This is a genomic window from Alcaligenes sp. GW821-FHT11D07, assembly GCF_058808495.1.
The window spans coordinates 1,097,070-1,117,456 of the sequence record NZ_JBXART010000001.1 but is presented as its reverse complement, the minus strand read 5'-3'; the positions used below and the strand labels follow the sequence as shown (position 1 = coordinate 1,117,456).

Annotated in this window: 18 protein-coding genes and 3 riboswitches; of the genes, 8 read left to right on the top strand and 10 right to left on the bottom strand. The window is 55.3% G+C overall.

Features of this window, described 5'->3' with window-relative positions; translation table 11 throughout:
• Positions 1–98 precede the first annotated feature (98 nt).
• The gene (locus AC1RSM_RS05100; protein ID WP_492930101.1) at positions 99–713 is read left to right on the top strand and encodes a tRNA-uridine aminocarboxypropyltransferase; all 615 of its coding nucleotides are present in this window, start codon (positions 99–101) and stop codon (positions 711–713) included.
• Here the strand turns inward: AC1RSM_RS05100 and AC1RSM_RS05095 are convergent.
• The 6 genes from AC1RSM_RS05095 to pbpG form a co-directional block, all read right to left on the bottom strand.
• The gene (locus AC1RSM_RS05095) at positions 700–1,119 is read right to left on the bottom strand and encodes a carboxypeptidase-like regulatory domain-containing protein (protein ID WP_492930099.1); all 420 of its coding nucleotides are present in this window, start codon (positions 1,117–1,119) and stop codon (positions 700–702) included. The genes AC1RSM_RS05100 and AC1RSM_RS05095 overlap by 14 nt on opposite strands.
• 26 nt (positions 1,120–1,145) lie before the next feature.
• Complete coding sequence (locus tag AC1RSM_RS05090; RefSeq protein WP_492930097.1) at positions 1,146–2,009, bottom strand: NRDE family protein; 864 nt, start codon at positions 2,007–2,009, stop codon at positions 1,146–1,148.
• A 99-nt stretch (positions 2,010–2,108) separates the two neighbouring features.
• Positions 2,109–3,074, bottom strand: coding sequence for a M14 family metallopeptidase (locus AC1RSM_RS05085; protein WP_492930095.1), 966 nt, complete (start codon positions 3,072–3,074; stop codon positions 2,109–2,111).
• A 42-nt stretch (positions 3,075–3,116) separates the two neighbouring features.
• A complete protein-coding gene (locus AC1RSM_RS05080) occupies positions 3,117–4,106 on the bottom strand; it encodes a Bug family tripartite tricarboxylate transporter substrate binding protein (protein ID WP_492930093.1) in 990 nt (329 codons plus the stop codon).
• A gap of 158 nt (positions 4,107–4,264) precedes the next feature.
• The gene (locus AC1RSM_RS05075) at positions 4,265–5,179 is read right to left on the bottom strand and encodes a LysR family transcriptional regulator (protein ID WP_492930091.1); all 915 of its coding nucleotides are present in this window, start codon (positions 5,177–5,179) and stop codon (positions 4,265–4,267) included.
• A gap of 146 nt (positions 5,180–5,325) precedes the next feature.
• Positions 5,326–6,330 (bottom strand): D-alanyl-D-alanine endopeptidase, encoded by a 1,005-nt coding sequence (gene pbpG, locus AC1RSM_RS05070; RefSeq protein ID WP_492930089.1) that lies wholly within the window; start codon positions 6,328–6,330, stop codon positions 5,326–5,328.
• A gap of 288 nt (positions 6,331–6,618) precedes the next feature.
• On the opposite strand from pbpG, the gene AC1RSM_RS05065 reads away from it, so the two are divergent.
• The 3 genes from AC1RSM_RS05065 (at position 6,619) to AC1RSM_RS05055 (ending at position 8,875) form a co-directional block, all read left to right on the top strand.
• On the top strand, positions 6,619–6,957 hold the full coding sequence (locus tag AC1RSM_RS05065; RefSeq protein WP_492930088.1) for a flagellar protein FlhE: 339 nt from the start codon (positions 6,619–6,621) through the stop codon (positions 6,955–6,957).
• A 255-nt stretch (positions 6,958–7,212) separates the two neighbouring features.
• On the top strand, positions 7,213–8,028 hold the full coding sequence (locus tag AC1RSM_RS05060) for a motility protein A (RefSeq protein ID WP_492930086.1): 816 nt from the start codon (positions 7,213–7,215) through the stop codon (positions 8,026–8,028).
• 4 nt (positions 8,029–8,032) lie between these two features.
• Entirely contained in the window at positions 8,033–8,875 is an 843-nt protein-coding gene (locus AC1RSM_RS05055; protein ID WP_492930084.1) for an OmpA/MotB family protein, read from the top strand.
• 72 nt (positions 8,876–8,947) lie between these two features.
• On the opposite strand, the gene AC1RSM_RS05050 is transcribed toward AC1RSM_RS05055, so the two are convergent.
• Positions 8,948–10,387, bottom strand: a complete 1,440-nt coding sequence (locus tag AC1RSM_RS05050) for a sodium:solute symporter family protein (RefSeq protein ID WP_492930082.1) — start codon at positions 10,385–10,387, stop codon at positions 8,948–8,950.
• Between the two features lie 141 nt (positions 10,388–10,528).
• Positions 10,529–10,637, bottom strand: a riboswitch (TPP riboswitch).
• 67 nt (positions 10,638–10,704) lie between these two features.
• Positions 10,705–10,802, top strand: a riboswitch (TPP riboswitch).
• Between the two features lie 49 nt (positions 10,803–10,851).
• On the opposite strand from AC1RSM_RS05050, the gene AC1RSM_RS05045 reads away from it, so the two are divergent.
• The 4 genes from AC1RSM_RS05045 (at position 10,852) to AC1RSM_RS05030 (ending at position 14,837) form a co-directional block, all read left to right on the top strand.
• Entirely contained in the window at positions 10,852–11,634 is a 783-nt protein-coding gene (locus tag AC1RSM_RS05045) for a 3-oxoacyl-ACP reductase (protein ID WP_492930080.1), read from the top strand.
• A complete protein-coding gene (locus AC1RSM_RS05040; RefSeq protein ID WP_492930078.1) occupies positions 11,631–12,923 on the top strand; it encodes an LLM class flavin-dependent oxidoreductase in 1,293 nt (430 codons plus the stop codon). Before AC1RSM_RS05045 ends, AC1RSM_RS05040 begins: the two co-directional genes overlap by 4 nt.
• A 172-nt stretch (positions 12,924–13,095) precedes the next feature.
• Entirely contained in the window at positions 13,096–13,845 is a 750-nt protein-coding gene (locus AC1RSM_RS05035) for an SDR family NAD(P)-dependent oxidoreductase (protein ID WP_492930076.1), read from the top strand.
• 68 nt (positions 13,846–13,913) lie between these two features.
• Positions 13,914–14,059: riboswitch (FMN riboswitch) on the top strand.
• A gap of 151 nt (positions 14,060–14,210) precedes the next feature.
• A complete protein-coding gene (locus AC1RSM_RS05030) occupies positions 14,211–14,837 on the top strand; it encodes a riboflavin synthase subunit alpha (protein WP_492930074.1) in 627 nt (208 codons plus the stop codon).
• A gap of 76 nt (positions 14,838–14,913) precedes the next feature.
• Here the strand turns inward: AC1RSM_RS05030 and AC1RSM_RS05025 are convergent, their stop codons facing one another.
• The 3 genes from AC1RSM_RS05025 to nrfD all read right to left on the bottom strand — a co-directional run bounded on the left by AC1RSM_RS05025 (position 14,914) and on the right by nrfD (position 20,381).
• Positions 14,914–15,447, bottom strand: coding sequence for an AAA family ATPase (locus AC1RSM_RS05025; RefSeq protein ID WP_492930072.1), 534 nt, complete (start codon positions 15,445–15,447; stop codon positions 14,914–14,916).
• Between the two features lie 737 nt (positions 15,448–16,184).
• Complete coding sequence (locus AC1RSM_RS05020) at positions 16,185–19,310, bottom strand: tetrathionate reductase subunit A (protein WP_492930070.1); 3,126 nt, start codon at positions 19,308–19,310, stop codon at positions 16,185–16,187.
• Between the two features lie 39 nt (positions 19,311–19,349).
• Positions 19,350–20,381 (bottom strand): NrfD/PsrC family molybdoenzyme membrane anchor subunit, encoded by a 1,032-nt coding sequence (gene nrfD, locus AC1RSM_RS05015; RefSeq protein WP_492930068.1) that lies wholly within the window; start codon positions 20,379–20,381, stop codon positions 19,350–19,352.
• Positions 20,382–20,387 lie beyond the last annotated feature (6 nt).

Genomic DNA, 20,387 nt, shown 5'->3' with positions numbered 1-20,387 from the left:
CTGTATAAATATACAGTAAATTTGTTTGCTGGCAAACTGTGGCATTCGCTCCAAAGGGGAACTTTTATATACTGTGGTCTTATGTTTGGCGCTCCCGCATGAAATCTCCCCCTCTATTCCGCCCTGGACGTTGTGAACAGTGTCAGCGTCCACTGGCGCGTTGCTTGTGTCCTTTAATTCCCTCGATTGACGCGGCCTGCCCCGTCTTGATTTTGCAGCATCACTCCGAAGCCCGGCATGCGCTTAATACAGCGCGTCTGGCCTATTTGGGTTTGCGTGGCGTGCAGATGTGGGTGGGGGAGCAGTTTGAGGATTTGGAGTCGCATTTGGCACAAGCGCGTCAGCCAGTGCTGCTGTTTCCGGGGGAACAGGCCAAGGTGGTCGGGCCTATGTCTGAGGGGGAAAAGCCGGATTTAATCGTGGTGCCTGATGGCACTTGGCGCAAGGCCCGCTTGATCGTGCATAGCAACCCGGTCTTGCAAACTCTGCCGCGCTGGGTTCTTCCCGAAGGCGAGGTCTCGCGCTACCGACTGCGTAAAGCCCCGGACCCCCAAGCGGTTTCTACCTTGGAGGCCATTGTCAGGGTGATGCAGATAATGGCACCGGAGCAGGATTTCAGCCCTTTGCTACGGCCTTTTGAACATTTGATCGATGAGCAGATCCAGGCCATGGGCCTGGATACTTATCAACGTAACTATCCTACTTCCAGGTAAAGTTCAGCTCGCGCGGCTGGCTTTCGACAATCGTGGTTTGGCGTTCCTGGGTTTGGCCCTGATAGGTGGCAAATACCTTGTAGGAACCGGGTGACAGGCGGATCAGGCAGTAAGGCCCGTCAATCAGACTGTTCAACACGGTTTGATCAGCGCTATTACGGATGACCAGTTGCACATCGGAAATGTAGCCAACGCGCTCGCCCTGGTTGGCCGAGAAATTCACCGAGAGCGGGAAGGTGCTGCGTACCATGCGAAATAGTTGGGCTTCGTCGCTGCCTATGCCGCCGCTGATGTATTCGGTAGAGCCGTAATACTGGCTGGGAGGCAATTCTTGCGAATGCACAATGGGGCTGCTCATTAAGGCCAGCGACATGGCAATGCCGATCAATGAAAGACGAGAGCTCATGAGTTTTCCTTGCTTGAAGTAGGGGGCTAATCGGGCTTGTTAGGAGCCCTGTTGCTGTTATGGGGAGTGCTGCTGGCCGGACTGCGATGAAAGGCAGGCCAGTGCACAGGCCAATCGTGTTGGCGACTAACAAGGGCATCGGCATTGAAGCTGCGCTCACGCAAGCATCCTTGGCCGTGCCGGTTAATGGCGATAACGGTGGTGCAACGCGTACCGTAATCGGGGCTGACAATAAAAGGGCTGCTTAATAAGCGTTCGTGCGCCAGGCTCAAGCCGGTTTTGGGTAAGTCGGCATCTGGGGCGACTTCCTGATTGCGCAGACCTTGGAACAAGCCCTCGAACGCGGCGGCAGAACCATCAAAGTTCTGAGCTTGCAGGGTTTCTTTCAAGAACAGGCTTTTGGGCCAAGGGGTGTTCAGCCAGGCATTGCTCAAGACATGAACACCCGCTTGCAGTGTGTGCGGGCTGCCGTCGGGATGGCGGTTGCTGTAATAACCCAACTGCAAAGCATGTTCGTCATTGGGCCATTGCAGCACGAACAAATTAAAGCCTGCGTAGTCGGCCTGTTGGTGGGCAAGATCGGCCAGGTAGTCGTCGGGCGAGCGCTCATCGCGCAAAAACCGTGGAATTAACTCGCCCCGAGAACGCTGCGTCGTGCCTTTCTGGCTGGGTGCTTCCCGGTAATTGGTCAGCAAGGCCAGCCGCCCACGGTTTTGTGACAGTCCCAGCCATGTGCCGCCTGCTTGCAGATCCCGGCCTGCCAGCACCTGCGGCTCGTCGTGCCAGGGCTGAGCCGGCTGGCTGGGGCGAGCATGATATTCATCGCGATTGGCGGCAATAATCAGCGGCCAATCTGCATTAACTCCAACGGCGATATAAGCGATGCACATGTGCCGATTGTAGGATGGCTATGAAGGCTTTGGTAGCCAAAGAGCCGCCAAGTTCGGCTTTTTTTCTTCTGATTGCCAGGCGGAACTTGGCCTTTGCACCTACGTGGAGGTGGGTGGGGATACGGGCTGATAGTTCTGAGCCAAACGCACGACCGTGACGCCGGGACGTAATTGACGCAATGAGGGCATCACCAGCGTGCAATTATCGTAAGGGGTCAGCAAAGGCTGATCGTCGGCATAGCCAATAACGCTGCCTGCCTGCGATAGCGTTTCCAGACCTTGCCAGTTTTCAGTGAAGTGCACCTGCATGGAGGGAGCAACAATGGCGTGGGTGACTTGTAGAACGTGTTGCTGGTCTGGGTCCGCTTGACGCCAGGTTGATGGTAAGTCCTGCGCCTCAACAATGTCTGAGGCCAACAAAAAGCGGGCAATCAGATTCAGAGCGATGGCAGGGGTATCCGGATCGCCATGAAAGCCACATTCCAGCAGCAAGGAACGGGCTTCCTGAGCCTCTGGGTCAGAAAAACGACCATAGTCACGCATGCGTACGCCGTCTTTATGGCCGGTGTCCACAATGACGTGCTCGGGCGCAGCCAGAGTTCGAGCCAGTTCGATATTGCGCGGCAAGGGGCCTGTCAGCAATAAGGGGGCGCTGGGCTCGTGCATGGAGTGCAGGTCTAGCAACCAGTCTGCCTGTTCCAGCCAGGGCAAAATCGCCTGAGCCCGGCGTTGTTCAAGGGTCTGACCCTGAGCCAGTTTTTGATCGCTCCAGACGCGATTCATATCCTCGTCCACGTAACGACTGGCATCGTGTTGGGCCGGGTCAAAACGATCAAAGGCGTCCAGATTGCAGAAAGCCAGAATCAGTTTGCCCCGGCGGGGGCGTAAGGCGCTGGCCAGCAGTTGCTTAAGCGCCCAGGCCCCGCACAACTCGTTGCCGTGTATCAAGGCACTGATCATGACTGTGCGGCCAGGCTGGCCTGAATCCAGGCTCCAGACACCGGGCACGCCCGTATTGCCCTGACGCTCCTGGCTCAGGTCTGGAAAAGAAAGTGAAAATTGCATGATGACTCCATCGCCCCAGCCACCGGCCAGGGCGATTGTGTTTTATTCGGCTTGCAGCTTGGCCAGATCGACCAGGCGAGCATATTTATCCATTTCTTTGGCCTGGAACTCAGCAGCATTGATGCCCGGCGCGTACAAAGTGGCGCCATTGGATTGCATTTTTTCCTGTAGGGAAGCCGATTCCAAACTGCTGTTCAAGGCTTGGCGCAAGGTGTTGGCAACGGACTCAGGCAGGTCTTTAGGGGCGTACAAACCAAACCAGACGTTGATATCCACTTTCTCAAAGCCGGGGGTATCTGCCAGGGGCGGAATTTCCGGTGCGGCGGCAGAGGCTTTGGTTTCTGTAATACCCAAAGGTACAATGGCACCGGCGCGGGCTTGTGACAGGCCCGAAGACAGGACCAGGTAGGCGGTATCCAACTGTCCGCTCATCAGATCTGAAACCAGGGGCGGTACGCCTCGGTAGGGTACGTGCATGGCTGTAGTGCCGGTAGAAGCATTTACCATTTCACCGGCCAGGTGCAGCGTGGTGCCCACTCCGGAGGACCCAAAGCTAAAGGCTTCGGGTTCGGCGGCCCGCAATTTCTGAGCATAGTCGGCTGCCGAGCGAATACCGGACTCTTTGGAGGCCGCCAAAAGCAAAGGCTGGGAGGCAATCATGCCAATAGGCGTAAAGTCTTTTTGCCCGTCGTAACGGACCGCTTTATTGATCATGCCGGCGATGATCATCTCGTTAGTCGAACCCAGCAGCAAGGTATAGCCGTCTGCCGCAGCGCGCTGAACGCGCTGTGCACCAATGGTGCCGCCCGCTCCCCCCGCGTTCTCAACCACAACGCTCTGGCCCAGACGGGCGCTGAGCTCTTCGGCCACTAGACGGGCCGTTAAATCAACACTGCCCCCTGCGGGGTAGCCTACGACTAGCGTCAGGCTGCGTGATGGGTAGGTGTCTGCCTGGCTGATAGAGGCTTGCAGCAGGCTACAGGTACCCAGAATGGCCAGAACCAGACGGCGCTTGGAAATGGAAAAAGACATGATGTACTCCCCGTTCGATGGATAGGTCTCCGGCGAGCGGCCAGTCAGGATGCTCGGGGCCTGTTTATCCTTAGTTATGAAAGAGTATTGTGTCTGCTGTTATAGGTCATGCCGTGCCGTTACGGCACATCATCGTGCTTTTTTGAATCGAGCCGGGTTTAACGGCTTTGTTGGGTGAAGGCCCAGACTGACTCAGCCAGATCGGACAACTGTGCACGAGAACGGTACAGACGGACTTCGAAGGCGATTTCATCGCCTTTACCGCCCAGTTGTACCAAGGTGCCCCGGCGGCACTCGTTGGCAATCATGGATAGCGGCAGCCAGGCCACTCCCATGCCTTTCAGGACCGATCCCATGGCCGTATCCAGGGAATCGCAGCGTACGGTACTCACCAGGGGATAAGGGAAGTGATGCAGCTTGTCGCCCAAAATTCTAGCCATGGCCAGACCGCCGGAATAGGAAATCAAAGGAATGCTGCGTCCACTGTCTGCGTTGAGCTCAAAAAGAGGCGTGCCGTTTTTGCGGCGCTGGCAGGTGGGCACCAGCTTGTCGGTGGCGATGGTCATGTAGGTGACTTGTTCGGCCAGCAGTTCAATCGACAAGGCCGGGTGCTCATAACAGCATAAAAAGTCTGTTTTACCTTGGGCGAGCAATTTGGCCATATCCGCCATCATGCCGGTATTGATGTCGATCTGCACATGAGCCGACAAGGGGGCGTGCGCACCTTTGTGCAAGCGGCTCACCCAGTCGGTGACCAAAGTACGGGCCAGACTGCGGCCGGTGGCAATGCGCAAACTGCCTTGCCCGGTTTGATCCGACGCCTGCAATTGCCGGCGTACGCGGTTCAGCTGTTCCAGCACTTGATTGGCCGTGTTGTAGAACACCTGGCCTTCTGGTGTCAGGCTAATGGGCAGGCTGTCGCGTTGTATCAAAGGTGTTCCGACCCAGGCTTCCAGCGCCCGGATACGGCGGCCAAATGCCGGGTGGGTGACATGGCGCTGTTCTGCGGCCCGTACAAAGCTGCCAGCCCGGGCCAAGGTTACAAAGTCTTCAAGCAGTTTGAGCTGTGTCACAGAGGGGCTTTTCCTTATTGTTATGGCAAGTAGCGTCGTACTGCGTCAAAGACGCGTATGAAAACGCCCCAAAAGCTGGCGGTGAAACCAGATTTTGGGGCGTTAAATGGCGGAGTCGACCGAGCCGGCCGACTGCGACAAGACGCTTAGAGCATGGCCAGACCGTTGGACTTTTCAACCAGGTCACGGATGCGGACGGCATCACCAATACGGGAGTATCGGCCCGACGAGTTAAGCAGCACAATAGCCACTTCCCGGTCTTCGATCTTGGTCAGCATCACCAGGCACTCACCGGCCTCGTTGATAAAGCCGGTTTTGGAAACCTGAATATCCCAGTTGGCGTTTTTCACCAGACGATTGGTGTTGTTGAACACCAGTTGTCGACCACGGATAGGTTGCACCGAATACTGGTCGTTGGTGGTGTATTGCTGAATGCGGGAGTGCTGGCTGGTAGCGGTCAAAAGTTTGACCAGATCACGCGGGCTGGCCACGTTATCGCTGGACAGGCCGGTGGGTTCCACAAAACGTGTGTTGCGCATGCCCAAAGAGCGGGCCTTATCGTTCATGGCACGCACAAAAGCGGGCAGGCCACCGGGATAGCTGCGGCCCAAGGCATGAGCCGCCCGGTTTTCCGAAGACATCAGGGCCAGATGCATCATATCGGCGCGGCTGAGCTTGGAACCCACACTAAGACGCGAGCTGGAGTGTTTGACGCGATCAACATCTTCGTCGATGATCTCCAGCATTTCGTCCATGGGCAAGCCGGATTCCGCCACGACCAGCGCAGTCATCAACTTGGAGATGGAAGCAATCGGGCGCACAGCGTCGCTGTTTTTCTGGTACAGCACCGTCGAGGATTCCAGATCTTGCACAAAGGCAATTTCCGAACGCAGAGCGGCATGCTGGATCAGGGCATCGTGTTTGAGGGCGTTCAAGGCGCGGCGGCTATCGTTTTCGCTATAGCTGATAGGCTGCAGGTTCTTCTCGAACACCAGGTGCGGCACGTTGTAGCTAACGGCGGCTGTGGCTTCATCCAGCGAGGACGGTTCAGCCAGCGCTAGCGTTTGCGCTAATGCCGAAGTCGAAAAAGGCGCTAAAAATAAAACACATAGCGCGTGGCGAATCAATTTATTTGTTCTGGTCTGAGGCATTTTCAGTTCCCGGAGGGCGAGAAACAGAAGGGCGGAAGGAATTTATGCGCTTATGCTACCAGAAAAAATCCTCTTTATATTAGTATCTTACGGCCCAAAGTTAAAAAAAATTTAAGATGTCTGCGCGGTATCATTAAGAAACTTATTTTTATCTGTATAAAAACACAGCTTATGTTTTTTCTTAAATCAAAAAATAATAAAAACCCTGTTTTTTTAAACAGGTTTTTAAATCGATTCTTGCTTTTTACGGCTTTGACTAGTGTGCCGGTGATCGGGCAAGGTGCATCCTTGGCCTGGGATAGTGAGCAGTTCAGTGAGGCCATCACGACAGGCTCCCCACGCACGGAACAACACTTTGTTTTGCCCGAGGAAATACGTGCTCAGGCCAGCACATTGGGCAAAGTGCAGGTCAGTTATCGGCATGCAGGACGAGCCGTGCTGAAAAGCCGCCTGTGTCTGCAAGGCGGCCCCTGCGTAGACATGAATGGTGCGGCATTAAGCACCAAGGCCTTCGAGGGGCAAGACGCCAGACGCGGCTTTGTGCTGCATCATGAAGTGTGGAGCTGGGCGGGTAGCACGGTACCGGTGCGGGTGCACACCTCTATTCGAGTGAATTATCAGCATTAAATCTACGCAAGCTCCGCCATGCAGGCCACAGCCAGTATCCAAGGCAGTGCCGACAAAGCCCTGAGGCCACGGGTGAAGCAGAGTGCGGATTTTGTTGTGCCAATCCAGTTTGCGAGCCTGAAAACGCGCTTTACGCGCTATATACGACTTTATTGTCTGTGTACTTGATCCACCTCAAGGTCTAAGCCTAAAGAAAGTAGAAAGCCTGCCGATATGTAGTCCTGATGCCCCTCGGGCCATAACCAGGACTTGTGCATGAATCCCTCTACTCTGATCGGCATCGTAGCCAGCGTGCTGCTGTTTGCCGTGATCTTGTTTTTTACCGCAGAAAACCCCGCGCTGTTCGTGGATTTGCCCAGTCTGGCGGTTGTGCTGGTCGGCACCTTGGCGGCCACATTTATTAGTTATCCCTTAAGTGAAGTCGTCCGTATTTTCGGTTTGATCGGGACTGTGCTGCGTAACGAGCGTCTGTACACCCAGCAAGATATGGACGAACTGATCAATATTTCGCGCCTGTGGATGATGGGAGATATTCGGGCCGTTGAAGAGGCTCTGGATAAAGTCGCCAACCCGTTTCTGAAAACAGGTGTGCAACTGGTGATTGACCGAGCGCCTCAAGAGGACATCGAAGACCTGTTGCAATGGCGTATCAGCCGTTTGCGTGCGCGTGAACATGCCGAAGCTCAGCTATTCCGCCTGATGGCCAGTTTTGCGCCGGCCTTTGGCATGGTGGGGACCTTGATTGGTCTGGTGAACCTGATGTTCTTGCTGGGTGACGGGGATATCACCTCCATTGGTCAACAAATGGCCCTGGCCTTGATGACCACGTTTTACGGTGTGTTGCTCTCTAATCTGGTGTTCAAACCGGTGGCTGTGAAGCTGGAGCGCCGTACCGAGCAACGTGTGGTCTTGATGAACATGATCATGCAAGGGGTGTCCATGATGAGCCAGCGCCGTGGCCCTGCCTTGATGCGTGAAACGCTGAACTCCTTCATGGCGCAGTATCAAGACGAAATCAACGATCGGGGCGGACGTGATGACGACGCTGACCCGGCACCCGAGCGGGGTTGATCGCATGGCAAGCAAGGAGCAGGACTTAACCCTGGGAGAACTGGCTGATCGCCAGAAGTCTCTGCAAAAGGAGCTTGAGCAGGCCCGAGGTGCCAAGATCGAACAGCAGTTGGCCAGCAATCTGGGTAGTAGACGGCGCAGTCGGCCTTGGAACGATCCGGGGCTGGCGGTTCCTGAAGAGGAAGAGGCGTGGTTGACGACCTACCTGGACATGATGACCTTGCTGCTGGTCTTGATGATTGTGATGCTCTCGTTTGCGGGCAAGCGGGCACAAACAGCGGCGCAAGGACAAGGGCAGGGCGGGGCAACGGTCGTGGCGCAAGCGGGTAAGGACGGTGCTGGTTTACTGCCTGCCGGAGCCGGCTTGTTTCCCGAGTCAGGGGCGGGTGAGGGTAAAGGTAAAGGCAATCACGGTCTGGATCTGGATGGTTTGGGCGATAGCATTGACGTAGTCATGAACGATCAGTCCGTCAGCTTCCGCATCAATAGCGAGCTGTTGTTCAACTCGGGCGGAGCGGATTTGGGGCTGGAAGGTCTGGCAGTCTTGCGCCAGTTGGCCACCGTCTTGCAGAAGTCCGCGCATCCTATCGTGATTGAAGGCCACACCGATTCCGTGCCGATTCGCAGCTACCGTTATCCGTCCAATTGGGAGTTGTCGGGGGCGCGTGCGGGTAGTGTGGTGCGCTATATGGAAGCCAATGGCATTAACAGCCAGCGGCTGAGTGCGGTAGGGTACTCAGACACGCGGCCTTTGGGTGATAACGAAACTGCGCAAGGGCGAGCCAGTAATCGGCGTGTGGAGATTATTGTGCAAATCCCACCAACTGAAAGCAGCGCAACGCCCTAAGTCTCAGCGGATAAACAAAAGCCCGGTTTGTGATCTACAAACCGGGCTTTTTTGTTTTTGTTTTTGGGGCGCTTAGTCCAGTACGCGGGTCGAGGAGGCCAGAGTCGATAAATCAAACTTGGGCAGGTGGCGGCGTAAAGGCATGATCAAGACGCTGATCGCAACAGGCACGATGGCAGCTAGCAGGAAAGATTCCAGCAAGTAATCCATAGGGCCGTCAGGGCGCGGGAAAACCGCCAATCCAGCCACCAAACCGCCGATCGTGCTGATGGTGGCGGTAAAGCCATCGTAGCGTCGGCTGTATAGGCCAAAGAACACGGGGAATGCCGCCGCTGAGCACAGCAAGTCGGCCAACAGGAACAGGTACAGCACGCTAAAGCCTTGGGACGAGGCATACAGAACGGGGATGGAGCAAATCCAGATCAAAGAGCGCGACAGACTCATCATTTGAGCCGTATTGCGATGCGGCATGATGCGGCTCAGGTCAACGGCAATCAAGCTGGAAACCGCACTGATCGCCGTGTCGGCACTGCTCATGACCAAAGACAAGCCCAGTGGGATCAGCAAGACCAGAAACCAGACGGGTACGTGCGGCAGGATCACATTGAACAAGGCAACGGAGCTGTCACCGGGCGAACCCAGGCCCACAAATGCCAAGCCAAACAAACCCATCAGAAAGATGAAGGGGGCGACCAACAGACCGCCCAGCAAAAAACCGCGACGCATGGATTGGGTGTCTTTGGCGGCATAGATGCGCTGCCAGTTGCCTTGGTGAAACAGGCCGGTTAACAAGATGGCCACAAAAAAGGTCAGTCCGGCTTTTACGCCTACGGGGTCGCTCAGTTCGATCAGGCGCGGGGCTTCCAGCTTGACGCTTTCAAACAGCTGCACCGGGCCGCCCACGGCTTGCCAGCCAAACATGACGATCAAAAACAGCATGGGCAAAATCACGAACATCTGTACCTTGTCGGTAAAGATGGAAGCGCGCAGGCCACCGTAGGAGGTGTAGATCAGTGTGGCCAACAAGACGATGCTGGCCGGAACCCATAAAGGAATCGGTGCGATCAGGGAGATCATCTTGGACATGGCGGTGATTTCCGCCGTCATGGAGATGAACATATAAAACAGCATGATGACCAAGGTCAGTGCATACATGGGGCGACCATAACGGGCGATCACAAACTCGCTCAAGCTGTGGCCCCGAGGCAGCAATTCACGCATGCGCTTGCCAAGGGGAATCATGGCCAGACGAGGAGACATGGAGCCGATGGCGTAACCAATGACTGCACTTAAGCCCCCCCAACTGGCCGCCTGGGCGGGCGAGAACAGAATCCACGCACCGAGCGAAGAAGCCAATAAAGTCAGAATGGTGGCCAAAGAACTTTGGCTATTACGGGCAACGACAAAGTCTTCCAGCGAGCTGTTGTAGTGGCGGGCATAAAGCACCCCAGCCAAGGCAAAAGCGGCAGAAAAAATGATTAGCCACAGTAGGGTGGCGTGTTGGTCCAGCATGAGATCTCCCCAAAAGCCTGTTGAAACAGGCACAAACCGGCCAGGCTGGCGAGGTGCCAACAATAGGCGCAGAAAAATGGAGGGATTGAAATGGGGCGTGTGAGCTTGTGAATGCGCCGCACAGACACGTGCGGGCAGGCTGCCAGGCCGCGTTTCCTTTCCCTTCGCCGGCATGACCCGGATCAGGTTCTAAGGGTTACCGCAGGATATGCGGAGTCTCAGCCCGTTAAGGACTCCCCCAGGAACAGGCTAGAAGAGTAGGAGAGCTTCTTTCAAATGTCAATAATACGACTGAGTCCAATTTATGCTAAGGTCTGGCCTGCGGCACGGGGTGTCCTTCATTGCAAGGGCTGAGATAAAACCCGTCGAACCTGATCCAGCTCATACTGGCGAAGGGATGTCCGAACACTAGCCCTAAGTCCGAACTGGGCCGACATCCTCGCCGATCTTTTGCAAGGAATGTCATGTCAGTGGAACACGTCTCGGAACTCTCCCAACAAGTAGTTCTGATTACCGGCGGCGCACGCGGCCTGGGGGCTTGGCTGGTACGTGCCTTTGCACGCCAGGGTGCCAATGTCGTCATCAATTATCTGAAAAGCGAAGCAGCGGCCAAGGCGCTGGCGGACGAATTCCCCCAGCAGTGTCTGGCCGTGCAGGCTGATGTCGTGGATGCGGCTGCTGTACAGGCTTTGTTTGCCACCGCTCAAGCTCACTTTGGCAAGCCCATCACCACGGTAGTGAACAATGCGCTGCCCCAGTTCTCTTTTAACGGTGATGCCCGTCCCCATGCCGATACGCTGCGCTGGTCGCACTTGAATCAGCAATTGGAAGGTATTGTGGGCGGTGCCTTGAACACGACACAAGCCGCCTTGCCCGGTATGAAACAAGCCGGTTTTGGTCGCATCATCAATATCGGCACCAATCTGTTTCAGAACCCCGTAGTGCCTTATCACGACTACACCGCCGCCAAGGCCGCGTTGCTGTCCATGACTCGCACCTTGTCCCACGACCTGGGGCCGGATCAAATTACGGTCAATATGATTTCGGGTGGCTTGCTGCGCACGACAGATGCCTCGGCCGCCACGCCAGAAGCGGTCTTTGATTTAATTGCTGCCAGCACACCGCTGCGCCGTGTCACCACACCAGAAGAGTTTGCCGATGCGGCTTTGTTCTTTGCAGGCCCGTGGGCACGTGCTGTGACAGGACAAAACCTGGTTGTTGACGGCGGATTGGTGAAAAACGGATGAGGCAGCTGCATTTCAATTTATTCATTATGGGCTGCGGTCATCACAAGGCAGCGTGGCGTCATCCGGACTCGCAAGTCGAGCGCTTGGGCGATGTGCGGTTTTACGAAGAGCTTACTCAGTTAGCCGAACGTGGCAAGCTGGACGCTATTTTCTTCGCTGATGGTCAGTCCAGCGACAATGTTTCGGATGGTCCGCGCTGGTTTCTGGAACCCTTGACCATGATGGCGGCCTTGGCCCGAGCCACTGAGCGCATCGGTTTGATCAGCACGGTGTCCAGCACTTTTTACACGCCTTTTGTAGCTGCGCGGATGCTGTGTTCTTTGGACCACCTCTCCAATGGCCGTATGGGCTGGAACGTGGTGACGTCCATGTTCGACTCCGAAGCACGCAATCACGGTTACGAGGCCATGCCTGACCATGCCTGGCGTTATGCACGGGCGGAAGAGTTTGTGAACACGTCTTTGCAGCTGTTTGACTCCTGGAGCGACAGCGCTTTGCTCATGGATAGGCAAGGTGATTACGCCAAGGTTGATCAGGTTCGCCAGATTTTGCATAAAGGCGATCATTTCCTGGTGGATGGGCCCTTGACACTGCCACGCTCCCCTCAAGGTCAGCCCGTTCTGTTTCAGGCGGGTGCTTCCGAGCAAGGCCGGGACTTGGCTGCCCGAAAAGCAGAGGCGATTTATGCGGTGGCCTATGACCTGCCTTCGGCCCAAGCGTATTACCGCGATATCAAACGACGCGTGCGAGAAACCGGGCGTGGGGTTGATGTGCCGGTGATGCCGGGACTGGTGACCTACGTGGGCTCCACCATGGAAGAGGCACGTCGTAAACAGCAGGAACTGGATGAGCTTTTGCCGGCTGAAACGTCCCTGCGTCAGCTGGGTATGTTTGTCGGTCAGGATTGCATGAACTGGGAGCTGGATGCACCCGTGCCGCCGCTGCCTCCGTTGGAAAGCTTTAGCGGACCCAAAGGGCGTTACGCGACGATGCTACGCATTATCGAGACCGAGCAGCCCACAGTGCGTCAGTTGCTGGGACGTATTGCGGCGGGCGGTGGTCATTGCACCATGGTGGGCACACCTGAATCTATTGCTGATCAGATTGAGCACTGGTGGCGTAATGAAGGGGCGGATGGCTTTAACTTGATGCCACCGTCCTTGCCGGGCGGTATCCGAGACTTTGTTGAGCAAGTTGTCCCTGTGCTGCAAAAGCGCGGTTTGTTCCGACACGAGTACGAGCACACGACCTTGCGTGGTCATCTGGGGCTGGAGCGTCCTGCGGCCTAGTCAGGGTTAGCAGGGGACAAGGTGGGTAAAAATGCCAAGTCAGAGTTTTTGATTGCCGCGTTTATCCTCTTTTTCCCTGCTTGATTGGCCTACGGTCTTGCTGAATTTTGCTATCCTTAATGCTTTAACTGTCGCCCGCTGAACTAGCAGCGAGCTGTATAGGGATCGCACTATGAAAACCGCCGTTGTCACTGGGGCTTCTTCAGGATTTGGGGCTGCGCTTGCCCGTCAATTGGTCGCTGAGGGACATACCGTCCTGGGCCTGGCTCGTCGTCAGGACAAGCTGGATGCACTAGCTGCGGAATTGGGTGAACGATTTGTGCCTGTCAGCGTGGATTTGACCGATCGCGCTCGTTCCGAAGCCGTGTTGACTGACCTGAAAGCTCGCTTCCCCCATATCGATGTGCTGATCAATAATGCCGGTCTGGCCTTAGGGGTGGATAAAGCCCAAGATGCCCAGCTGGATCAGTGGGACACCATGGTTGCCACCAATATCAGCGCCTTGTTGCACATCACGCAGGCTTTGTTGCCGGGCATGGTGGAGCGCAACTGTGGTCACATCATTAACCTGGGTTCCACGGCGGGTGAATATGCCTACGCGGGTGGCAATGTATATGGTGCGACCAAGGCCTTTGTGCATCAATTTGGTCGTAATCTGCGCGCTGACTTGGCTGGTACCGCTGTTCGTGTTTCGACTGTCGCGCCTGGCCTGTGTTCAGGTACGGATTTCTCTACGGTTCGCCTGGGCGACAAAGATAAAGCGGCTGCGCTGTACCAGAACGTAGACGCGCTGACGCCTGACGATATTGCTGGCACCATTGCCTGGATCATGAATGCGCCCGCGCACATGAACGTCAACTACATCGAGCTGATGCCGGTTGCCCAAAGCTTTGCGGGCTTGAGCGTACACCGCAAAGCCTAAAGGCTGTTTAGCGCTATGACTGCGCTGTAGCCTGGCTTGCTTTGAGCCAAGCTCAGGATTTACACTGCAGTGGTCTTCAGGGCGGGGTGAAATTCCCCACCGGCGGTAAAGGGCTCAGTCCCAAGCCCGCGAGCGCTTTTCTGCGAAGGAAAGGTCAGCAGATCAGGTGCAAAACCTGGGCCGACGGTCACAGTCCGGATGAAAGAAGATGAAGCATCGCTGCCTGGTGATACAGGCAGCGACGTGTTTTATTGCAGCCCAGAGGACGCATTGTGTAATCAAGGATGCGTTCACATGAAAAAACTCCCTATTTCCCCTGCATTAGCCGCGTGCCTTTTGCATGAACTCTGCCAAGGAGCGCACTGATGTATACCGGTATTGTTAAAGCGGTTCGACCTTTGACCGCTGTTAAAGCCGAGATCGGCCGTACGGAATTTGAAATCGACTTCACGGACGAGCTGCTGGTGGATCTGCAACTGGGCGCCAGCGTCAGTGTTGAAGGCACGTGCCTGAGCGTGACCAGCATTTCCGGACCTAAAGTCACCTTTGACGCGATTCCAGTCACATTGGAACGCACGAATCTGGGCGGGCTTAAAACAGGCGACCTGGTCAATATCGAACGATCGGCCAAGCTCAATGAAGAAGTGGGTGGCCACGTGATGGCAGGACATATCGCCACGACTGCCGAAGTGCTGGAATTAAGCATTTCTGAAGCGGCTAACCGTCTGCGTTTTCGTATGCCAGAAGCTTGGGCTAAATACGTATTTCCACGCGGCTTTCTGGGCGTGAACGGCTGCAGCTTGACGGTGGCTGATGTGGAAGACGGTGTGGTTACGATCAACCTGATTCCAGAGACGCTCAGGCAGACTACGTTCCCCCAGTACAAGGCCGGTGATCTCTTGAATATCGAGGTGGATCAGCAGACGCTTGTACTGGTAGATGTGTTGGAACGCACTATTGCAGGAACACTGTCTCGATTTCTGCCTGCTTAAAAATTGGGCAAAAAGTAGTCAGCAAAGGGCTGCCAGTTTTCTGACTGGCGGCTTTTTTATGTGCCTTTGCTGGGATCTATCTTTGTGTCAGGGTTTTCAAGACCCAATCCGCCCGCTCTGACACGCTGATTTTGGGCAAGACCTTAACTTGATAGCAGAGTGCGGGGTAAACCTGCACCAGACGTTCGTATTCTTCTATTGCAGCGTTCATATCATGACGACGCTCCGGATCAGAAAGATATATCTCTGGCCACGGGGGCGTCAAAAACACGTGTTGGTGATAAGGGTAGAGCGTATTCATCTGCTTTAGCACAGGCTTGCCGGTGAGTTCCTGCAATGCAGACGCGGCATCAATCACGCCACGATCAAAAAACACCCATTGGCCATCGCGTGCTGCGCTGGAATAGTCTGCGCAAGCCATGCTGATTGCAGCCTGTAAAAAGGCCTCCATGTCCGTCCAGGGCAGGGCCGTTCCGCCCTGGGCCAACTGATCCTGAACAATGCGACGGCCAGGCTCTTGGACCACGGCATATCCGCGTTGTTCCAGCTCCGCTAACAAAGTAGATTTGCCGCCGCCCGAGCAGCCGGAAAGAAGGACGAATGCGTTCATAAATAAGAGTGGTTCTAAAGGTTGATGGATGTTTTGGGCAGCGGTATGCCCCGACACTGAAGCTGGATGTAGGGATGTAGGGATGTAGGGATGTAGGGATGTAGGGATGTAGGGATGTAGGGATGTAGGGATGTAGGGATGTAGGGGAGAGCCCCTGGTGGCGGAATCTAGAATAGAGACGCCGTGAAGATGAGCGTAGTTTAACGCAGCTGGCTTTATCTTTAAAAGGCCTGATCAGATCCAAGTCCTTAAATAATATAGGGAATGGTGGAGGAGGATACCGAGCTTAGCTTTCAGAATCGCATTAATCCTTAAGCAGAGTCACCCTAGGTATTTGAGCAGACATGGGAAGGAACGAAGGAAGCTAAACCGGCTAAAAATCACAGCTAAACCCCCAAACCATAGTCACAGCAGTAAGGACCGATCGCTATAAAGTCCAGTCATAGAATATAAAATGCAATTAACGGAAAAGATTCTACTGCATTGAAAAAGACCGTCTACAAGAAAAAGAGGGCGAAATCGGTGACTTTGAATGAAGCTATCTAGCGCTGACATGGCTTTCTAAGCATCAAAGTCAGTGGTTATCGCTCGTTAACGTCTCACTCAACTGGCGTTTGCTCTGTTCGCCAGATAAACCATGCTCTTGAACTCCCGACGTCAACGCAAAACGCCGATTGCTCATCAAGACACAATCGGCGTTTTTTATCTCTCAACAACAAGTTGAAAGAGCAGGGCGCTTAAGCAGACAGTTTTTCAACCTTCGCGGGCAGACCCTGACGCACGGCAGCACCAGAAACCCAGTCAATCCAGACGTTATCCTGACCTTCACCACGGGTAGGATCAGCAAAACCCAGATCGTTCAGGTTAACGCCGGCTGCCAGATCAGGACGGTGAGGCATGGCTTGACCATCAATCTGATGAGATCGTGCGCCCAATTCGGTATGCCCGAATCCGTATTCAATGGCGATTGCACCGCGCATGATTCCACCCCGAACCATAGCAACGCCTTCGATCGATCCGCCTGGCGTGCTGACTCGAATATGATCACCATTGCTGATCCCCATACCCTTGGCATCTTCTAAGTTCAGAGAGATCGGGTTATGCGGGTGAACCTGACGTAGCCTGTCCATTCCAATCGACATGGAACTCATAAGATTAGACTTGTATGAGCTCATCAACAGAGGCCATTCTTGTTCAGAGTAGTGTTCACGCATAGAACTGCCATCAGCCATCCGGGTGGGATACCAGCTTGGGCAGCCGCTGAGGCGTTCGCCGGTCAGCGAATGGCGCATTTTGGCTAGATCCTCGCTCCAGACCTGCAAAGTAGGCTGATAACGGGCTTTCAGCTGATTGCCTTTCCAAGCGTTTTCAATCCGATCAAAACGGCCACCACGAGTCAGTAGCATGGCTACTTTTCTCTGCTCTTCAGCATGCAATCGAGACTGCAATTCTGGGAACAGACGATCAACACCGGTAAGGCGCATATCGTCATCCGTGGCGTCTTCCACAGGGCGACCGGCTCCGTACGCGATATTGGCCATGCCACGCAGATAAAAGTCCTCTGCACATAGCAAATCGTGAGCTTGGCCATCTTTATCTTTCAAGACGCCTTTGCCAAATCCAGGCAAGCCCAAGCGCAAAGCAACCGCAAACAGGAAGCTCTCCAGACTGATGGGTTTGCCATCTGCCGTGCGATCGACGCGTGGTGGCACCACAGGCCAACGTACTGTTGAGGATTTTGCGATCACGTCAGCCCAAGGGGCCGAGACTCCCCAGCTTTCGTAGGTCACGGTGTCCGGTACGATGTAGTCGGCGTAGGCGTTGGTCTCATTGATAAAAGGATTGACCGAGATGGACAGGGGTAAGGCTGCAGGGTCTTTTAGCTTGTCCAACAAGGTGTTCTTGAAGCCGGCAATGGCGTAAACCGGATTGCTCATGTGGTTGATCCACACTTTGCACGTGTAGGGATAGCCGTTCAGGCCCGAGGCAATCATCTCAGTGCTCAAGCCGCCGACAGCGGGGTACCAGGGAGCAGGAGCCGGATAAAGAGCTTGGCCGCTCTCTTTACGGCGTTTGAATTCGCTGGATTTTTCGTAAGCGAAACGGTTGCGAGACAGGCTGACACCGCTGGCCTTCACTTTGCCGGGGAACTGAGCAAAGTTATAGCGAGGACCAGGACCAAAGGGGCCAAATGGGCCTGCGTCCAGCACTAAGCCACCCTTCAAGTTCAAGTTACCCATCAAGGTATTGAGCATGGCAATGGCATACGCCGTGTAGAAGCCGGAGCCACTCATGGTGCCACCGTGAGCATCCACAACCGCTTGGCGGCCGTAGCTGGTGAACTCGCGGGTCAGTTCCACCAAGGTTTCTTCCGTCACCCCACAGCCTTTGGCGTATTGCTCAAGCGTTTGCTCATGGCTGCACTCGCGCAGCATTTGCAAAGCGGTACAGACACGAACCTCTTTGCCATCAATAGTGACCTGCTGATCTACAAATAAGGTGGCGCTGTCTACGTCTTCGTACGCACGCAATTGGCCTTGATCATCCAACACCACAAAAGCGGGCTCGCTACCCTCGGCACTTTCCCAGGCAAGGTCTGTGCCTCGCAGGTAGCGTCCAAATTCAGGATGCTCAGGATCAGCGATCAGCAAATGACTCGCATTGGTCCAAGAGGCGATATCCACATCTTGTTCGGTAGGAGCATGGGGCCGAGACAGATACTCAGCATCAAAACGTTCATTGTCCAGAATCCAGCGCAGCATCCCCATTACCAAGGACAAGTCACTGCCGGGCAGGACAGGTTGCCAGCGGTTGCCACTGCCAGCGGCCAAACTGGACGAGGTAGGCAGAATAGGGGACACCACCACATAGCGGAAGGTGTTTTCCGGGCGTGAACGCGCCTCGGCCAGCTCGCGGCCCTGGCGCTGGAAAGGGTTACCGGCTTGAGCCGGAGCTGCACCAATAAACAGGCCGAAACGGGCATTGCTCCAGTCAGGCTTGCCATGCGGCATGGATTTCAAATCACCCAAGGCGGCAGCTGTGCCTACTCGGAAGCTCTGACCACAATAAGAACCGTGGTTGCTGAAGTTAACGGTTCCGAAGGACTGTTCAACAAAGCGTTTGATTAGCGGGGTACGCCCCTCGTTGGACGCATCGGTAAAGAGCAACTGATTGGCAATAGGGCCGAACTCGGGGTTTTCCGGGTCGATAGGGGTTTTATGATCCCAAATCGCACGCAAACCATCTACTTTGCCTTCGTTGAAAAGGTCACCACCTTCGCACACCTCTTCAATCAACTGCTCAAAGCTGATGCGTTGCCACTGACCAGAACCTCGGGGGCCCACCCGCTTCAAGGGCGACAACACACGGTAAGGGCTGGCGTGCTGTTCCAGCATGGAAGCACCTCGTGCACAGGCGCTGGCACGACCTTCAAGGCCGTTCTCACCGCCCAGCATGGCGTAGACCTCTCGCACAGGAAGTTCCATCGCGGCAGGACGTGTGGTTGCCAAGGGGTGATAAGGGTTGCCTGCGATACGCAAGATCGAATTTGTCTCGGTATCAACGCGGACTCGTACACCGCACTGGGTCCAGCAACCCAAACAGCTAGACGGGCTGACGATTTGACCAGGCTGCGTATCCAGCAGGCCTGTTATCGGGTCTATCCGAAATTCAGTCTTTAAGGAGTTTCCGCGCGTAGCGTGGGCTGTGGGCACACCTGCGCTGCCATGGCCCAGACCATGCACGGCCTTGATCACTGTATCGCTATAACCTGCCGCAAAAGCAGCCAGGCCACCCACCGCAGCACCGCCGCGAGTCAGCACCTGTCGACGAGACAGGTTAGGAGTTTCTTTTTTCTTGCTCATGACATTAAGTACCTGAAATCTGATTTATCTGCGCGAAGTTCAAGCCGCTTTGGAAAGGCCACGGGCGGGGAACAGAGAAAGCAGGGTGGTGCTGGCGGCCAGCAAGGCAATGCACAAGCCCAACACGCCCAGCATACCCAGCAGACCATCGCTGCCTAAGGGCATGGTGTAGAGATACAGGCCAGCACCGTATTTGGGGACGCCTTGGACCGCCATAAAAATGATCCAACGAAAGACCCAGGCGGAGCCCAGCATCAGGGCAGCGCACAGCAAGCTATAAAAGGGACCTCGCAAAGCTTGGGCAGGGCGACTGAGCAAATACACGATGAGCAGACCCAGGAGCAAAGAGCCCAGAAAACCAAGCTGCCACACCGGATAGGTTTGGAACAGATCCCATGCAGCGCCAAACGAATCGCTTAAACCCATCCAACCGGCTATTGCCCAGGAGGCAGCGCAAACCACCAGCGCGGCGATCGTACCAAGAGACCAGCGGCGCACAATGCCCAAAGGCAAGGCTGCCAAGCCGCCCGGCAAGAAACGGGCCACTAACAAGATGGCACCCAAGCTGGCCAGAGCCGCCGTCAATGTGAAATTGACCGGCAGGAAGGCGGTATTCCACAGGGGACGCGAACGCAGCACCATCACTTCCATCCCGGTGTACACCAGAATTGATACGGCAGACAGGAGCAAAGCAAGGCTCAGCCATCGCCACAGCGCACGCTTGTCCAACCACCACGCCAGCACATTGGCCACGGACAGGCCGATGAAGATCGGCAGCAGCACCGCACCAACCGACATCCAGGACCAAGGGGTGAAATGGGCATAAAAGTGCCAGAAACGACCGGGCTGATGCAGGTCGGCCAGCAAGGACACTGGTGCAGCAATGCTGCTGCACAGCAGCACAATCATCAAGGCCGGTTCCAGACGGCGCAAGGCGCTGTCGCTGGACCAGGCGCAACGCCACACCCACACGGTGCTGGTTGCTGCAATCCCGACCAGAAAAAAGTATTGAACCGCCCAAGGCAGCCAGGCAACTTCATAGGCGGGGGTCAAAATTTCGATAATAGACATAGCGGC

Coding starts and splice junctions, on each gene's coding strand:
- AC1RSM_RS05095 (WP_492930099.1), bottom strand. CDS start 1,119: ATGAGCTCTCGTCTTTCATTGATCGGCATTGCCATGTCGCTGGCCTTA.
- AC1RSM_RS05020 (WP_492930070.1), bottom strand. CDS start 19,310: ATGAGCAAGAAAAAAGAAACTCCTAACCTGTCTCGTCGACAGGTGCTG.
- nrfD (WP_492930068.1), bottom strand. CDS start 20,381: ATGTCTATTATCGAAATTTTGACCCCCGCCTATGAAGTTGCCTGGCTG.
- AC1RSM_RS05085 (WP_492930095.1), bottom strand. CDS start 3,074: ATGCAATTTTCACTTTCTTTTCCAGACCTGAGCCAGGAGCGTCAGGGC.
- AC1RSM_RS05030 (WP_492930074.1), top strand. CDS start 14,211: ATGTATACCGGTATTGTTAAAGCGGTTCGACCTTTGACCGCTGTTAAA.
- AC1RSM_RS05040 (WP_492930078.1), top strand. CDS start 11,631: ATGAGGCAGCTGCATTTCAATTTATTCATTATGGGCTGCGGTCATCAC.
- AC1RSM_RS05045 (WP_492930080.1), top strand. CDS start 10,852: ATGTCAGTGGAACACGTCTCGGAACTCTCCCAACAAGTAGTTCTGATT.
- AC1RSM_RS05060 (WP_492930086.1), top strand. CDS start 7,213: ATGAATCCCTCTACTCTGATCGGCATCGTAGCCAGCGTGCTGCTGTTT.
- AC1RSM_RS05025 (WP_492930072.1), bottom strand. CDS start 15,447: ATGAACGCATTCGTCCTTCTTTCCGGCTGCTCGGGCGGCGGCAAATCT.
- AC1RSM_RS05100 (WP_492930101.1), top strand. CDS start 99: ATGAAATCTCCCCCTCTATTCCGCCCTGGACGTTGTGAACAGTGTCAG.
- pbpG (WP_492930089.1), bottom strand. CDS start 6,330: ATGCCTCAGACCAGAACAAATAAATTGATTCGCCACGCGCTATGTGTT.
- AC1RSM_RS05090 (WP_492930097.1), bottom strand. CDS start 2,009: ATGTGCATCGCTTATATCGCCGTTGGAGTTAATGCAGATTGGCCGCTG.
- AC1RSM_RS05035 (WP_492930076.1), top strand. CDS start 13,096: ATGAAAACCGCCGTTGTCACTGGGGCTTCTTCAGGATTTGGGGCTGCG.
- AC1RSM_RS05080 (WP_492930093.1), bottom strand. CDS start 4,106: ATGTCTTTTTCCATTTCCAAGCGCCGTCTGGTTCTGGCCATTCTGGGT.
- AC1RSM_RS05055 (WP_492930084.1), top strand. CDS start 8,033: ATGGCAAGCAAGGAGCAGGACTTAACCCTGGGAGAACTGGCTGATCGC.
- AC1RSM_RS05050 (WP_492930082.1), bottom strand. CDS start 10,387: ATGCTGGACCAACACGCCACCCTACTGTGGCTAATCATTTTTTCTGCC.